At 70.2% G+C, this 14,969-nt stretch carries 14 protein-coding genes; 6 read left to right on the top strand and 8 right to left on the bottom strand.

From position 1 onward, the window contains the following. Window positions 1-101: 101 nt before the first annotated feature. Window positions 102-1,070, bottom strand: a complete 969-nt coding sequence (locus CTZ28_RS10705) for an Lrp/AsnC family transcriptional regulator (protein ID WP_121889062.1) — start codon at window positions 1,068-1,070, stop codon at window positions 102-104. A 379-nt stretch (window positions 1,071-1,449) separates the two neighbouring features. Next, window positions 1,450-3,012, bottom strand: coding sequence for an MFS transporter (locus CTZ28_RS10710; protein ID WP_121889241.1), 1,563 nt, complete (start codon window positions 3,010-3,012; stop codon window positions 1,450-1,452). A 343-nt stretch (window positions 3,013-3,355) separates the two neighbouring features. Here CTZ28_RS10710 and CTZ28_RS10715 point away from each other — a divergent pair, with 343 nt between their 5' ends. Continuing rightward, window positions 3,356-4,288 carry a LacI family DNA-binding transcriptional regulator gene (locus tag CTZ28_RS10715; RefSeq protein ID WP_121889063.1) on the top strand — a complete coding sequence of 311 codons (933 nt, stop codon included), beginning with the start codon at window positions 3,356-3,358 and terminating at the stop codon, window positions 4,286-4,288. A gap of 42 nt (window positions 4,289-4,330) precedes the next feature. Here the strand turns inward: CTZ28_RS10715 and CTZ28_RS10720 are convergent, their stop codons facing one another. From CTZ28_RS10720 to CTZ28_RS10735, 4 genes are read right to left on the bottom strand one after another with little or no spacing between them, the layout of a single operon-like run. Next, window positions 4,331-5,131 carry an aldolase/citrate lyase family protein gene (locus tag CTZ28_RS10720; protein ID WP_121889064.1) on the bottom strand — a complete coding sequence of 267 codons (801 nt, stop codon included), beginning with the start codon at window positions 5,129-5,131 and terminating at the stop codon, window positions 4,331-4,333. Beyond that, the gene (gene hpaH / locus CTZ28_RS10725) at window positions 5,116-5,901 is read right to left on the bottom strand and encodes a 2-oxo-hept-4-ene-1,7-dioate hydratase (protein ID WP_121889065.1); all 786 of its coding nucleotides are present in this window, start codon (window positions 5,899-5,901) and stop codon (window positions 5,116-5,118) included. The genes CTZ28_RS10720 and hpaH overlap by 16 nt, the downstream gene beginning before the upstream one ends. Continuing rightward, the gene (locus tag CTZ28_RS10730) at window positions 5,902-6,597 is read right to left on the bottom strand and encodes a GntR family transcriptional regulator (RefSeq protein ID WP_121889242.1); all 696 of its coding nucleotides are present in this window, start codon (window positions 6,595-6,597) and stop codon (window positions 5,902-5,904) included. After that, window positions 6,594-8,018, bottom strand: coding sequence for a fumarylacetoacetate hydrolase family protein (locus CTZ28_RS10735; RefSeq protein ID WP_121889066.1), 1,425 nt, complete (start codon window positions 8,016-8,018; stop codon window positions 6,594-6,596). The genes CTZ28_RS10730 and CTZ28_RS10735 overlap by 4 nt, the downstream gene beginning before the upstream one ends. Window positions 8,019-8,047: 29 nt before the next feature. On the opposite strand from CTZ28_RS10735, the gene CTZ28_RS10740 reads away from it, so the two are divergent. Beyond that, a complete protein-coding gene (locus tag CTZ28_RS10740) occupies window positions 8,048-8,722 on the top strand; it encodes a GntR family transcriptional regulator (RefSeq protein ID WP_121889067.1) in 675 nt (224 codons plus the stop codon). On the opposite strand, the gene CTZ28_RS10745 is transcribed toward CTZ28_RS10740, so the two are convergent. Continuing rightward, window positions 8,723-10,075 (bottom strand): DUF3500 domain-containing protein, encoded by a 1,353-nt coding sequence (locus tag CTZ28_RS10745; protein ID WP_121889068.1) that lies wholly within the window; start codon window positions 10,073-10,075, stop codon window positions 8,723-8,725. Window positions 10,076-10,110: 35 nt separating this feature from the next. Then, complete coding sequence (locus CTZ28_RS10750) at window positions 10,111-11,160, bottom strand: amidohydrolase family protein (protein ID WP_121889069.1); 1,050 nt, start codon at window positions 11,158-11,160, stop codon at window positions 10,111-10,113. Between the two features lie 284 nt (window positions 11,161-11,444). On the opposite strand from CTZ28_RS10750, the gene CTZ28_RS10755 reads away from it, so the two are divergent. From CTZ28_RS10755 to CTZ28_RS10770, 4 genes are all read left to right on the top strand, one after another. Further along, entirely contained in the window at window positions 11,445-12,185 is a 741-nt protein-coding gene (locus CTZ28_RS10755) for a dienelactone hydrolase family protein (RefSeq protein ID WP_183154337.1), read from the top strand. 71 nt (window positions 12,186-12,256) lie between these two features. Continuing rightward, window positions 12,257-13,537, top strand: a complete 1,281-nt coding sequence (locus CTZ28_RS10760) for an FAD-dependent monooxygenase (protein WP_121889071.1) — start codon at window positions 12,257-12,259, stop codon at window positions 13,535-13,537. A gap of 96 nt (window positions 13,538-13,633) precedes the next feature. Beyond that, on the top strand, window positions 13,634-14,122 hold the full coding sequence (locus CTZ28_RS10765; RefSeq protein WP_121889072.1) for a nuclear transport factor 2 family protein: 489 nt from the start codon (window positions 13,634-13,636) through the stop codon (window positions 14,120-14,122). Continuing rightward, window positions 14,119-14,967 carry a fumarylacetoacetate hydrolase family protein gene (locus CTZ28_RS10770; protein ID WP_121889073.1) on the top strand — a complete coding sequence of 283 codons (849 nt, stop codon included), beginning with the start codon at window positions 14,119-14,121 and terminating at the stop codon, window positions 14,965-14,967. Before CTZ28_RS10765 ends, CTZ28_RS10770 begins: the two co-directional genes overlap by 4 nt. Window positions 14,968-14,969: the final 2 nt, after the last annotated feature.

Raw genomic sequence — 14,969 nt, forward strand, 5'->3', positions numbered from 1 at the left:
CGCCCGGGCCGCCGGCCCGGGCACTGGAAAGCTAAATCGATATGCCGACCAGGTTACAAGCAATCACTAAATCGATCTAGCCCCTGTCGTTGCGCAGTTCGTCAACGTCTGGGGTCGTAGGTGAGGGTCTTGATCTCGCGGAGCGTGGGGACGGCTTCGACGGCCTGCACACCCTGTATCGAGCCCACCCGGTCGGCCAGGTACGCGAACAACTCCTCCGTCGTACGACACAGCACCGAGGCCATGATGTTCGCCCGGCCGCTGACGGCCGCGGCGAACCGTACCTCGCGGTGGCCGGCGAGAGCCTGCCCGACCGAGCGCAGCCGGGGAGGCGCCACCTTCAGCCACAGCACCGCCTCGGCGCCGTATCCCAACGGCTCGTGGTCGTACTCGACCTGGAAGTAGAGAACCCCCGCCCTGCGCAGTCTTGTCACCCGCCGCTTGGCCCCGGACTCCGTCTGACCGGTCGCGGCCGCGAGGTCGGCGACCGTGGCCCGTCCGTCGTGACGCAGCAGCTCCAGCAGAGCCTCGTCCGACGGGTCCAGGGCCACGGGGGCGTCCATCGTCTCGGGCGGGTCCGGCCGCAGGGCCGCTTCCTGCGCCGGTTCCAGCGCGTCGATCTTGTTGAGCCAGCCGGACGGCCCGCCGTAGAAGTGGTACAGGACGCAGCAGGCGTCGGCCGAGGTGACGCGTCGGGTGCGCGGGATCCGGTCCAGGAGCAGTTCGTCACGGTCTCGGCGGCTGCGCGGTTTCATCGCGCACATCACCTCGGTACCGCCGGACATCAGCCCGATGTAGGAAGTGTCCGGTCGGCGGGCGAGGGCGTCGGCCAGTGGCTCGGCGGCGTCCGGGGTACAGCGCAGCCGCACGATCCAGTTGGTGCGTCCCAGCCGGCTGTGGTCGGCCGTGCCGATCACACTGAGCCGTGCCTCGGTCCGCAGCCTGCGGTAGCGGCGGGCGACCGTCTGGTCGGACACACCGAGGACTTCCGCGATCCGGCTGAAGGGCGCACGGCCATCCAGTTGCAGGGCCTGGAGCAGGCACAGGTCGAGTGCATCGGGTCGGTACATGCGGGCTGCCTCTCCTCCGGAACACCTGTCGTGCGGCGGAGCCTCGCACAGTGCCAGGTCCTGTCGTCAAACTCCCGTCGTCCCGGGGGAGCGTGCGGGGCGTCGCGGGGCCGGGGGCACCTCCCGGCCGGAGGCTGGGGGAGGGAATGTGACGACAGGGCCTGAGGGCCTCATGCCCGGCACGGCATGCGCGGCTGCGTCCCCGGCCCCGCGTGGTGCGGGCCGGGGACACCCGCGGCCGGTGCCGTCCCCGTCCCCACGGGAAGGCCCGGCGCCGCCCCGCTGCTCCGCTGCCGCGGGGCGACGGTCCGCGAGCCTACGGCGTGCGGCGCAGGGCGTACGCCGCACGCCGTTCCGCAGGCCCGCGAAGACGGTGGCGTTACTTCGGGCCGGCCGCCGCAGCGGTGTCCGGACGCCGCCCGGTCTCGACGGGCCGGGTGCCTCCGGCGGTGACCGGCGCGGCGGAACGGCTGCCGCTCGTGGGCCGCAGCAGCCAGGCAGCCACCGCGGCGCCGAACAGCACGACAACGGCCGAGACCAGCAGGCACAGCTGGAGTCCGTCCAGGAACGACTGGGACAGAGCCCGCAGAGCCGGCCCGGTGGCACGGCCCAGCGGCAGGCCGGCAACGGCCCCGAGGCCGCCGGCATCGACAGCGTCCAGAACCCGGCTGCTGGTCGAGGCCGGCAGACCGGCGGCGGCCAGGTGGTCGGGCAGTGTGCCGACCGCCCGGCCGGTCAGCAGCGCGCCCAGGATGGCGGGGCCCAGGGCGCCGCCGACCTGCCGGAAGGCATTGTTGCCCGCCGCCGCCATGCCCGCCTGGTGGTGCGGCACCGAGGAGACGGCGGTGGCGGTCATGCACGGGAAGGCCAGACCGAGTCCGAGACCCACCAGAGCCAGGCGCCAGGCCAGTGAGCCGAAGGACGTGTCGGTCCCGATGTTCGTCAGGGTGAAGAGGGCCACCGCCGTGATGACCAGGCCGCCGGTGATCAGCGCGCGAGGTGACAGGAACCGCGTCAGCCGGCCCACGACGGCCCCCAGGACCATCGGCGGCACGGTGATCACGAGCAGGCGCAGCCCGGCGTCCAGGGTGCTGAGCTGCTGCACCATGCCCAGGTAGAGGCTGAGGAGGAAGAAGAAGCCGATCAGGGCCAGGAAGCTGATCATGACGACCAGCGCCGACCCGGTGAACGCCGCACTGCGGAACAGCGTCAGGTCCAGCATCGGGCTCGGGCTGCGCCGCTCCAGCAGGACGAACGCCACGCCGGAACAGACCGCGACTGCCAGGGCGACGATCACCTGGACGTCGCCGAAGGAACCGGCCCCGCCTTCGATGAAGCCGTACACCAGGGCGACGATCGCCGATGCGGCGGTGAGCTGGCCCGGCCAGTCCAGCGCGCGCTGCACCGGGGACCTCGACTCCGTCAGGACGAAGGCCGCGATCACCATCGTGACCAGGGACAGGGGGATGGGCAGCAGGTAGATCCAGCGCCAGGCGGCATGCTCCACGATGACGCCGGCGACGAGCGGGCCGACGGTCAGGGAGCCCATCATCGACGTCGTCCACAGACCGATGTACTTGCCGCGTTCGCGCGGGTCGGGCACGGCGTGGCTGATGAGCGCCAGCGTCATCGGCAGCAGCGCCGCGGCCCCCATCCCCAGCAGGGCCTGGCCGGCCCACACCTGTGCGACGGACTGCGCGGACAGAGCGACCGCGGAGCCCAGCACACAGAAGCCCAGACCGGCCTGGAAGACCTTCTTCCGCCCGTGCACGTCACCGAACACCCCGGCGGTCAGGATCAGCGCGGCCACCGGCAGGACGAACGCGTCGGACACCCACGACAGATCGGCGGTCGACGCGTCCAGGGCCCGCTGGATCACCGGCAGACTCACCGAGACCGTCGTCACCGGGAAGTAGCCGACGAACACCCCCAGACAGGCCATGACCAGCGTCGCCGTACGGCGGTCCGGCCGCTCCTTGACCACTGCTGCACTCACTCCAGGCTCCTCCGTGACCGCGAGCGGGGCTCGCTCGTCCTTGACCTGGGAACTATGGGATCCGGTCGGCGGCCCTGGCGAACCAGGAGCGCTCCGGAGGCCGAATCCGACACAACCGGTCCTCCCGGGGCCGGAAAGTTCCGCGCCGCGCCGACCGGGAAGCCGGAGCCGGACCGGCCGGACCGTGGAGTCCGGTTGCCGTATCCGTGCCGTCGGCCATGGTCTCTAGAATGGGCGTGCACCGTCCCGCCCGGGGGTTCGGTGCGCGGACCGCGGCGGAGCAGGGGTGATGGGCACTTCCCGAAGAGTCACGCTGAACGACGTGGCGGCGGCCAGCGGGGTGTCCCGCGCCACCGTCAGCTTCGTCCTCAACGACGATCCCCATCAGACGATCTCGGCCGCCACCCGCGACCGGGTCAAGCAGACCGCCCGCGATCTCGGCTACGTACCGCACGGGGTCGCCCGAGCGCTCCGGGAGGGCACGTCCCGCGTCGTCGTCCTGACCATCGAGGCGGGTCTGGAAGGCCACTACTCGCGCAGCTACATCGACGGCCTCGACGCCGAACTCGCCGCCCACGAGTACGTCCTGCTCGTGCGGCACGGTCACCACACCCCGCAGACCACCCAGCAGGTTCTCGACGTCATCGCGCCCCGCGCCGTCATCCGCTTCGGCGAGACGTACCTCGCCGGCCGGGAACTCGACGACCTCGGTGGCGGGTGGCGCGACGGCCTCGCCGCCCACTCGGCGCTCCAACTGCGTCACTTGGTGGAGCACGGCCACACCGGCATCGTCGTGGCGCTGCCCGACAGCGAGTCCCCCCTCGCCGCGACACGGCTGAAGTTCACCGGGCACGCCGCGCGGAGCCTGGGCATCCGCGTTCCCGACTCCTTCGTCGTTCCGCTGGAGCGGTCCGCCTGCGCCGAAGCGGTCGCGGCGTACCTCACCCGCGCGCCTCAGGTGACCGCGATCGCGGGATTCAGCGACGATGTCGCCCTGCGCGTGCTGATGGCCCTGCACGACCTCGGCCGTCGGGTGCCGGACGACGTGGCCGTCATCGGCTTCGACGACAACGGCTACGGCGTGTACACCACTCCCGCGCTGACCACCGTCAACGTCGACGCCGAGGCCCATGGCCGGCTCAGTGCCCGCCTCGCCCTGGACCTCGACACCGGCGGCCTGCGCCCGCCGCCCGCACGGATCGTCGTCCGCCAGTCGGTCTGACCGGCGGCGGGGCCTCGCAGGCCCGCGGTCCCACCCCTCGGCTCAGTAGCTGGTGCGGGCGGTGTCGTCGCCGGTGGTGAAGCGTGCGGCGAAGGACTCGGCGGCGCGGGCGAGCACCGCGACGTCGGCTCCGACGAGCACGAACGACGCACCCGCCGCAAGGTAGGCGTCGGCGACCACGGGGTCGAAGGCGTTGACCCCGGCCGGGGTGCCGGCGGCGAGGATGCCGGCGAGCGCGCTGCGCACCGCGGCCATCACCTCGGGATGGGTCTGCTGCCCGATCAGACCCATCGACGCGGCCAGGTCGGACGGGCCGACGAACACCCCGTCGATTCCGTCCACGGCCGCGATCTCGGCCGCGGCCGCCACGGCCTCGGCGGTCTCCACCTGCACCAGCACCGACACATACGCGGACGCCTGGGTCAGGTAGTCGTCGACACGGTTCCACAAGGCCGACCGGGACAGCGCCGAACCCACCCCCCGCCGCCCTCGGGGCGGGTAATGAGCGGCCGCGACCACCTCCCGCGCCTGCGCCGCCGAGGACACCATCGGCACCAGAATCGTGCGCGCCCCGAGATCGAGGACCTGCTTGATGACGACCGGGTCACCGCTGGGGACCCGCACGACCGCGTCGACCGGGTAGGCCGCGACCGCCTGCAGCTGAGCGAGCACCGATTCCAGCCCGTTGGGAGCGTGCTCCATGTCGATGAGCAACCAGTCGAGCCCTCCCCCCGCGCAGATCTCGGCGACCAACGGGCTGCCGCTGCACACCCACATCCCCGCGAGCGGCCGGGTCGCCGATGCCAGCCTGTCCCGCAAGGTCGGCGTCACTCGAATCGGCATGAGATCGTCCCCATCGGTCCGTAGTCGCACAGGACGACATCGCCCCGTGACACCCACATCGGCCTGGTGAAGGAGCCGGCGAGAACGAGTTCCCCGGCTTCGAGTCGTCCGCCGTGCCGGTGCAGCTTGTTGGCGAGCCACGCGACTCCGCGGGCCGGATGGTTGAGCACCGCGGCCGCGACCCCGCTCTCCTCGATGGTCTCGTTGCGGTAGAGGAGAGCGGAGATCCAGCGCAGGTCGACCGTGTCGGGCCGGACCGGGTTGCCGCCGACCACGATTCCCCCGTACGCGGCGTTGTCGGCGATGGTGTCGACGATCGTGCGTCCCTGGAGCTCGATGTGGGAGTTGAGGATCTCCAGTGCCGGTACGACGTACCGGGTCGCGCTCAGCACGTCGAAGAGCGTGCAGTGCGGACCTTCCAAGGGGTCCGCGAGCAGGAACGCGAGTTCGACTTCGATCCGCACGTTGGAGAAGTCGTCGAAGGGAACGACCGCGCCGTTCTCCCACACGGTGTCGTCGAAGATGACACCGTAGTCGGGTTCGGTGATGCCGGTGGCCGACTGCATGGCCTTCGAGGTCAGCCCGATCTTGCGGCCCACCGGGCGACGCCCCGCCGCCAGCTGTCTTTCGCTCCAGGCGCTCTGGACGGCATAGGAGTCCTCGACCGTCGCCTCGGGGTACCGGGCGGTGATCCGGGGCACCAGTGACCGCTGCCGGTGGGCCTCGGACAACTCGGCGGCCAGGCCGTTGATGGTCTCGGGCGGCAGCATTCACGCTCCTTCGGGGACAGGGAGATCGCAGAAGTTCATCTCGGGGTGGCGGGCGGCCAGATCGGCGGTGAGGGAGCCGGCGCGGTGACGGCGGGCGGCGCGTTCGATCTCCTCGGCAGGCGCGCCGCTCTCGACGAGATCGATCAGGGCCTCGTGTTCCAGCACCGCTGCCGCCGCGCGGCCCGGCGCGATACCGAAGGCCGAGCCGTGCAGGTGCCCGAGCCGCACCCACTCGGCACGGATGATGTCGAGCAGGCGCGGATTGGGGCACTTCGCGTAGAGGGTGCGGTGGAGTTCCTGGTTGACCTCCCGGAAGACCCGCGGGTCGAGATCGGGCAGGCCACGGCGTACGACATCGTTGAGCCCGCGTGCCCGCGCGATGTCGTCCCAGGTCAGGAAGGGAGCGGCGAGGGTCGTCGCCGCGCTCTCCAGCACGCTGATCGTTTGCATCGTGAAGCGGTACTGGGCGCCGTCGACGGCGGCCACCCGCGCGCCGACGTTCCGCTCGAAGGTCACCAGGCCCTCGGCGGTGAGCGCGCGCACGGCCTCGCGGACCGGTACGACGCTCATGGCGAGCTCGGTCGCGAGCGAGCTCAGCACCAGACGGTAGCCCGGGCCGAAGACCCCTGCGGCGATGCGCTCCCGGATCCAGCGGTAGGCCACCTGCGACTTGCTCTCCTGACTCGGTGCGCTCACTGCCGCGCCCGCCACTCGGCGTACCGGGCCCGCCAGGCCGCGTTCATCGGGAACAGCCCGTCCACCGGGTGGCCGGCCTTCACCTGCTCGGCGATCCAGGCGTCCTCGTCCTCCTGGGCGATGGCGGCGTCGGCGACGTCCTCTGCCAGCGCCGGAGGGATCACGACGACGCCGTCCGCGTCGGCGACGATCACGTCGCCGGGCTGGACCGTGGCGCCACCGCAGGCGACGGTCAGGTCGTGATCCCACGGGACGTGCCTGCGGCCCAGAACGGCGGGATGCCTGCCGGCGCTGAAGACCGGGATGCCGACGGCCGCGACCGCGTCGGCGTCGCGCACCCCGCCGTCGGTCACGATCCCGGCAGCCCCGCGGACGTGCGCTCTGAGGGCCAGGACATCGCCGAGTGTCGCCGCCCCCGGCTCACCCCGGGCCTCGATCACGAGCACCTCACCGGGAGCCACGGCGTCGAAGGCCCGCTTCTGCGCGTTGTAGCCACCGCCGTGCGACGCGAACAGGTCCTCACGGTTGGGCACGAACCGGAGGGTCCGGGCGCTTCCGACGATCTTGACGCCGGGTACCAGCGCATGCAGGCCGTCGATCGACACATTGTCGAGCCCCCGTTTGCGCAGCTGCGCCGACAGGCCGGCCACCGGAGTGCGCGTGAGCTTGTCGCGCAACTCGGGGGTCAGGACGCCGCGCGCGGTGACAGGGTCCGGCAGCGCCCCGAGCCCGGCATCGAAGGGGACGTGCCCGGGGACGACGGTGGTGCGCAGCCGGCGCGAGGTCGGCGTTGCGGGCGCGCCGGGAGCGTCCACCTCGACTTCCACGACATCGCCGGGGGACAGCACCCGTGAGCCCGCCGGCGTGCCGGTGAGGATGACGTCGCCGGGTTCGAGCGTCAGGTGCTGGGAGAGGTCGGCGACGATCTGCTCCGGTGGGAAGAGCATTCCTGCGCTCGTATCGTCCTGGACGAGCTCCCCGTTGACCCAGGTGCGGACCCGCAGTCCTGCCGGGTCGACAGTTCGCGCGTCGATCAGCTCGGGACCGAGCGGTGTGAAGCCGTCACCGCCCTTGGCCCGCAGGTTGGACCCGTGGTCCTGGGCCCGCAGCTCCCCGACACCGAGGTCGTTGGCCGCAGACACCCAGCCCACATGTGTCCACGCCTCCTCGCGGCTGACATGCCGCGCCGTCGCACCGATGACGAGGGCGATCTCACCCTCGCAGGTCAGGTGTGCGGTGCCGAACGGGCGCTCCACCTCACCGCCGGAAGCCGCCACCGAACTGGGCGGCTTGAGGAAGTACGACGGGTGCGCGGGCCGGCCGCCGCCCTCGGCGGCGCGCGAGGCATAGCTGGTGTGGACCGCGATGATCTTCCCCGGGCGCCGCACTCCGGGGTGCTCCGGCCTCCCGAGTCCGGTCACCGTGTGCTCCTCTCAGTAGAATTCGCCGCATGCAGAGCAAAGCCGAGCAGTCCTTCCAGATCCTCAAGGAGCGGATCATGGATGGCACGTACGGGCCTGGCCACCGCTTGGTCATCAATCAACTCGTGCGTGAGTACGGCATCAGCTCCGTGCCGTGGCGCGAGTCCTTGCGCCGGCTGGAGGCCGAGGGCTGGGTGGAGATCGTTCCGAACGTCGGGGCGCTGGTGCGTACTTTCGACACCGACGCCTGGCAGCAGGGGCTGAGCCTGCTCGCCCGCGTCGGCGGCTACGCGACCGCTCTGTCTGCGCCGCATCTGACGAAGGACGACCTGGCTGCCGCGCGCCTCCTCAACCGGCGGATGGGCGAGGCTCTCGCCGCGTTCGACCCGGCCCAATTCGGCCGTCTCAACCGTGAGTTCCACGAACTGCTCGCCTCGCGCGCCGGGGACGACCGGCTCGTCACCATGGTCCGCAACGAGTGGGCGCGGCTGGAGGTGATCCGCAAATCGGCTTTCTGGTACGCGCCCGGCCGGGCCGAGGCGTCCTTGGCCGAGCACGACGAACTCATCGCGATCATCGAGGCCGCGGCCGACCCCGAGACCATCGAGACCGCCGCCAGACAGCACGAGCTGCGGACCGTGGACGCGGTGACCCGCTACGAGGCCGGGCTTCCCCACGGCCCGAACGGCTACGGTCATCGCTGATCACTCCTCGCGCTCGCGCCAGCGGGCGATCAGCGCACGGCCGTAGTCGTTGCCGTTCGGGTGCCGCAGGGTGGTGTGCACGTGGAAGCGGGCCGGCAGCCGGTTGGCCAGCCACACACCCGCGTGATGGTCGAGTTCGGCGATGATCACCGGGCTCTGTATCCGCAGGTAGAACGGCTGGGAGCCGTCGGTGGCGCCGTACCAGGCGAACCAGGTGTCGTCCACGTGGGCGTCGTACTGCGCCAATGTCGCCTCGCGCTGGGCCGCTTTGAGAAGCAGCAGGAAGTCCGCGGCCACCGTGCGCAGCAGCGTGCGCTGCCGTTCGGTGAGATCGGAGCCCCGGATTCCCTCGTAGGGGATCACCCGGTTGTCCTGGAAGGCGCCCGCCACATGGCGTTCGTCGGCCGGGTGCAGTCGGCCTTCGGGCATCGCCGGGTCGAGAACGGAGTCGTAGACGATCGCGCTCGCGCGCTGCTCCGCGCTGAGCGAGCCGGCTAGTTCGAGCGCGGCCTCCTCGCGGGCGGCGAAGAGCGGCGGGTGTTCCTCGGTCAGGGCGGGTTCGGCGCCGAGAAAGACCGGCGCGACGACGTGCCGGCCCCCGACGGAGACGAAGTTGACGGCCACGTGATGCCCGAAGAGCTGCCATCCCCAGGGCGCGAGCGGGCCCGGCTGTCCGAAGAGCGAGAACCAGTAGCTGCGGTCGTTCATCACCGTCGGCAGGTCCACCAGCTCGCCCAGCACTCCGTTCAGCTGCATCGCCCCGGTGACGCGCTCGTAGCCTTCGGGGCTGAGCGAGGCCCGCACCACCGCGAGGACGGCTTCCGCCTTTTCGGCGGTGAGGTTCTCCAGGCGCAGACCGACCCGGTGCACGACGAACTCCGGATTGCTCCACGCCCGCCACTCCTGCGCCGTGACCGGATGGCCGACCGACTCCCTCTCCTCGTCGGTGAGGGCGGCCAGCAGCTGCTCCGCCGCCCGCTGCGGGGCCGGATCGGTGCTCGGGCGCTCCGGCAGGTCGTACAGCCCCCGGCGCATCACGCCGTCGGACGTGATGCCGGTGAACGGCTCGTCGTACAGCGAGCGCCAGGACGCCAGGAGGTCCTGGAGGAACGGCGCCTGGTAGCGGTCCTGCGAGAACTCCTCGTAGCCCATGCCCCGGACGTCCGCGAGTTTTGGCTCGTCGAGGTCGAAGAGATAGTGGGTGTAGCTGTCGGTGGGCAGCTCGACCGATTCGCGCCGTGCGGCGACGCGTGCGGTCGAGAAGAAGCCGTCGATGTTCTGGTCGGCCTGGTCGGCCTGGTCGGCCTGGCTGCCTTCGCTGTCCTTGCCGTCCTGGCCGTTGTTCGGGCTCACGGGCGTCTCCCCTTCTCGGGCTCCTCGGGCGCGGATCAGATCGGGAGCCGGAAGAGCCGCTTGGCGTTGCCCGACAGCACCAGCTCGCGTTCCTCGTCGCTCACCTCGACCGTGTCCTTGATGAACTCCACGCCCTGGCTCATCCAGCCGTAGAAGACCGGGAAGGACGAGCCGAACATGTAGTGGTCGGCGCCGTTGACCTTGAGCGCGCACTCGACCTGCTCCTTGCCCCATGAGTGCGGGTGGGTCAGGTCGAAGAAGATGTTGTCGCGCAGGTAGCGCTGGATCTTGTCGCCACCGGTCGGGTCGAGCCGGTCGATGGCCTCCTTCTTGTTCGACTTGTGCGGAGTCAGCAGCGCTGTGTTGGCGAACCAGTTGCCGCCGAGCATCGTGTGCACGAAGCGCAGGTCGGGCATGCGGTCGAACATCCCGCTGAACAGTTCGCGGCCGACTGCGGTGGCCTGGTCCACGATGCGGCCGAACTCGCGTCGCAGGTTGGTGTAGTCGATGACCGAGCGCCACTCCACAGGCAACGGGGTGTGGTGCACGATGACCGGGATGCCGAGCTTCTCGATGACCTTCAGGTAGGGCTCGAACACCGGGTCGTCCAGGTAGAGCTGCCCGTAGTGGCACGCGAGTTGCACCCCCACGACGCCGAGCTCCTTGACGCACCGCTCCAGCTCGTAGATGTTCTCCTTGCCGCCCCACGGGGGGACGCACGCGGTCGCGAAGAGGCGGCCGTCGGACCGCTTGACGATCTCGTGGGCGTTGTCGTTGACCTCTCGGCAGGTCTCCAGGGGGAGCCACTCCTGCCATACCGGCACGCGCATGATCCCGTAGTCGACGCCGGCCTCGTCCATGGCGGCGAGCTTGGCCTCGGCGCTGTAGTCGCCGTCGACGTAGTTCAGGTTCTGGAAGCCTGCCGGCTTCTCCAGGATCAGCTGCTTGCGGCCGTCCTCCAGCTCGGCGACCCGGGCGATCTCACCGAAGCCGCGCGGGGCGCTGTCGAGGAAGCCGTTGAGGATCTTCGGGTTCGAGAACAGGTCCTCGGGCAAGTGGTGGATGTTGATGTCGACCACGGTCATGGGGGAGATCCCTCTCGTCGTACGTCGTCGGTTCCAGCGGCCTTCTGACGTCCTCGCGCTCACCATCTCGCCGGTGGCGCCCTGCCGCATCACAGATCAAATCGTGTACGAAATGCGATACGGAAGGTAGTCCGCTCCCGGGAACATCGCAAGTGATTTCGTAATTGAAATCGTACACGATCTCGTTTACGGTCCTGTGTGGCGTCGCTCCCATGACTCACGGACGCCGCTGCCGCCGCGCCCCGGATGCGGGGTGGGGCCGAAGAGAAGGGACCTTTCCGCAGATGAGCGACGTGACCGCGTACGACGTCGAGTACTGGCACGATGCAACCCGGCTGCTCGGCCACGTGTGCCTGCCCGGCGCCGGGCGTACCGGGACGGCAGTTCTGCTGCTCCCCGATGCCTACGGAGTCACCGAGCACATGATCGGCATCGCCGGGCGTCTGGCGGACCGAGGCCACGCCGTCCTCGTCGCCGACCTGTGGGGCAACCGGCTCCTGCCGGTCGACCAAGCCGAGTTCGGACCGCTCATCGGCGCCATGGCACACGATCGTGAGCGCTGGCTGGGGCGGGTGCGCGCGGCGCATGCCGCACTCCTGGAGCAGCCGGAGATCGAGGCTACGGCTGTCGTACCCCTCGGGTACTGCTTCGGCGGCTCGTCCGCGCTGGAGTACGCGCGTACGGGCGCCGAGGTGTCCGGTGCGATCAGCGTCCACGGCGGCCTCGACATCATCGAGTTCGACTGGTCAGCGGCGGGGGACGCCCCCGTGCTGGTGTGCACCGGCGCCGACGACCCGATGGCCACGGCCGATCTGCGCGCGAACCTCGCGTCCGCGCTGAGCCGGGCGGACACCGACTGGCAGATGCATGTCTACGGCAACACCGTTCACGCTTTCACCAGCCCCCTGGCGAAGTCCTCGCCGAGGCCCGATGTCGTCGCGTACAGCGCGCGGAGCACCGCCCGGGCCTGGGCCGCGACTCTCGGATTCCTGGACGAGATCGACGGTTCGCGGCTGAACGCCTGACCACCCGGCCATCGCGCCCGGCCCCTGCTCCCAGGCGGCGGCCGTGGCGCCGCACCGACCCGAGGACCCTCATGACCAGCAGCTCTCTCGACATTGTCATCATCGGCGCCGGCCCGGCGGGCCTGGCCGCCGCACTGCGCCTGCACCAGCGGGGCTTCAGGCCCCGGATCTACGAGACCGTCCCCGAACTCAAGCCGCTCGGGGTGGGCATCGACGTCAAGGTCTACGGCTCCAAGGAGTTGGACGAGCTGGACCTGCTCGAGGAGTTCCGGGCGATATCCGTCGACGCGCGGGACTCGATCTTCTACAACAAGTACGGCCAGGAGATCTACGCCGAACTCTGCGGTGTTCACATGGGCTACCTGTACGAGCAGCGATTCGTGCACCGTGGCCGCCTCCAGATGCTGCTCCACCGCACCGTCCTCGACCGGCTCGGCGAGGACGCGGTCGTGCTGGGTGTGCGGTGTACCGGCTACACCAACCACGAGGACCGGGTGAAGCTCGATCTGGTGGACCACGAGGGCAGGACCTCGCAGGTGACGGCGGACCTCGCGATCGCGGCGGACGGCATCAAGTCCGCGATCCGCCGGCAGATGCATCCCCACGCGTCCGAGCCGGTGTATTCCGGGATCACCATGTGGCGCGGCACGACCCTCATGGAGCCCTCCGGCAGCGGGGGCACGATCCTGCACATCGGCGCGCCCCAGACCTCCAGCATGATCGTGTACCCGATCGCCGACGACTTCGAGGGCACCGGGAAAGTACTCGTGAACTGGGTCGTCGAGGCCACCCGCGAGGAGTCCGTCGAGGACTGGAACCAGCTCGGCAGCGTCGACGAGATCATGCCCTACTACGACGAGTGCGACATCGTGCACCTCGACGTGCAGGAGATGATGCGCAACGCCCGTGAGGTCTACCTGTTCCCGCTCATCCGGCACGACCCGCTCGACACCTGGATCGACGGCCGTGTGGTCCTGATCGGTGACGCCGCGCACGCGATGTACCCGCGAGGCGGCAACGGCGCCTGCCAGGCGATCGTCGACGGCGGCGCGCTCGCCGAGAAGCTGGCGACCATCGCGGATGTCCCCGCGGCCCTGAAGGCGTTTGAGGACCAGCGCCTCCAGGCCGTCAACGGGATTGTCATGGCCCACCGCGGCGAGGGTTACGAGGTGATCCGCCGGATGGTCGAGGAGCGCACGGGCGGCGAGCGGTTCACCGACATCGAGGACGTGCTGCCCCTCGCCGAGGCCGACGCCATCTTCAGCAAGTACCACGCGCTCGTGGGCCAGCCCCGGCCGGGGCACGGTGCCGGCGACACCACCGGATTCCGTACCAAGGACGCCGACCGCTGACGACCGCGGCCGTCAGCGGCTCTCCGCGGGGCCCGGGCCGGCCGCGCTGTGCGGGCCGGCCCCGCGGCTCGATGGCAGATCGTACGAAGGACTGACATGAACTCCCACCAGCCACACCCCGTCGTCCACGCCGACGACGACATCCGGGCGGAGATCCTCGCGGTGGAGGAACGCCGGCGCACCGCCCTCCTCGCCGTCGATCTCGCCACCCTGGACGACCTGTACGACGACACGCTCATCCACACGCACGCACCGGGACTGACCCACGACAAGGCACAGCTGCTGGAGCACGTGGCGACCCGGCAGGCGTACCTCGACATGACGCGCGGCCCCCTCACCATCCGGCTGATCGGTGACGTGGCCATCATGACCGGGCGCATCGTCAACCGGCTCGACAGCCCCGACGGAACCGAGCGGGTCGTCCGGGGTCAGGTCATTCAGGTGCTGCGCCGCTGCGAGGACGACGCCTGGCGCTTCGTCAGCTTCCAGATGACCCCGGACGGTGAGCATGTGTGGCCGGCCACGGAAGCGGAGCGGGCCGGCCTCGCGGACACGACGATCGAGCAGAAGGGTTCACCCGCATGAAACTCGCGCGCTTCCACGTAGTCGACGGTCCCGTCCGGCTCGGCCGCGTCGACGGTGACCTGATCACCGACATCTCCGAGGAAGTGGGAACCTCCCTGCGGGCGATCCTGCCGGACCTGGCCACGCTGCCGGGACAGATCGCCGACGCGCGGGGAGAGACACACCGCCTGGCCGATGTCGTGCTCGACGCTCCGGTCGACGATCCCCAGAAGTACCTCGGCATCGGCATGAACTACCGCGAGCACGCCGAGGAGGCACGCCAGGCGGGCATCCCCGTTCCCACGAACCAGATGTGGTTCAACAAGCAGGTCTCCTGCATTGTCGGGCCGAACGCCGACGTCATGAAGCCGGACCTCTCCGACGAACTCGACTACGAGATCGAGCTGGGCGTCGTGATCGGCCGGCGCTGCAAGCACGTGACGGCCGAGGACGCCCGGTCGGTCATCGCCGGCTACCTGGTGGCGAACGACGTGTCGGTCCGGGACTGGCTGCAGAAGCGCTCACCGACGTTCACCCTCGGCAAGTCCTTCGACACGCACGGCCCCATCGGCCCCTGGCTCACCACGGACGACGAGATCCCCGACCCGCTCGCGCTGCGGATGACGCTGACGGTGAACGGCGAGGTGCGCCAGGACTGGACGACGAGCGACATGATCTACGACATATACGAGCAGATCGCCTATCTGTCGCAGGTCTTCACGCTCATGCCGGGCGACATCCTCGCCACCGGCACGCCATCCGGCATCGGCGCCCCGACCAAGAACTTCCTGCGGGTCGGTGACGTCGTACGCGCCGAGATCCAGGGCCTCGGCGCCCTGGAGAACCGCATCGTCGCGGAAGTCTGAGA

Origin of the sequence: Streptomyces shenzhenensis (assembly GCF_003688995.1) — a bacterium.
Lineage (GTDB): Bacteria > Actinomycetota > Actinomycetes > Streptomycetales > Streptomycetaceae > Streptomyces > Streptomyces shenzhenensis_A.

Coding starts and splice junctions, on each gene's coding strand:
- CTZ28_RS10705 (WP_121889062.1), bottom strand. CDS start 1,070: ATGTACCGACCCGATGCACTCGACCTGTGCCTGCTCCAGGCCCTGCAA.
- CTZ28_RS10720 (WP_121889064.1), bottom strand. CDS start 5,131: ATGCCGATTCGAGTGACGCCGACCTTGCGGGACAGGCTGGCATCGGCG.
- CTZ28_RS10740 (WP_121889067.1), top strand. CDS start 8,048: ATGCAGAGCAAAGCCGAGCAGTCCTTCCAGATCCTCAAGGAGCGGATC.
- CTZ28_RS10765 (WP_121889072.1), top strand. CDS start 13,634: ATGAACTCCCACCAGCCACACCCCGTCGTCCACGCCGACGACGACATC.
- CTZ28_RS10755 (WP_183154337.1), top strand. CDS start 11,445: ATGAGCGACGTGACCGCGTACGACGTCGAGTACTGGCACGATGCAACC.
- hpaH (WP_121889065.1), bottom strand. CDS start 5,901: ATGCTGCCGCCCGAGACCATCAACGGCCTGGCCGCCGAGTTGTCCGAG.
- CTZ28_RS10760 (WP_121889071.1), top strand. CDS start 12,257: ATGACCAGCAGCTCTCTCGACATTGTCATCATCGGCGCCGGCCCGGCG.
- CTZ28_RS10715 (WP_121889063.1), top strand. CDS start 3,356: ATGGGCACTTCCCGAAGAGTCACGCTGAACGACGTGGCGGCGGCCAGC.
- CTZ28_RS10710 (WP_121889241.1), bottom strand. CDS start 3,012: ATGGCCTGTCTGGGGGTGTTCGTCGGCTACTTCCCGGTGACGACGGTC.
- CTZ28_RS10750 (WP_121889069.1), bottom strand. CDS start 11,160: ATGACCGTGGTCGACATCAACATCCACCACTTGCCCGAGGACCTGTTC.
- CTZ28_RS10770 (WP_121889073.1), top strand. CDS start 14,119: ATGAAACTCGCGCGCTTCCACGTAGTCGACGGTCCCGTCCGGCTCGGC.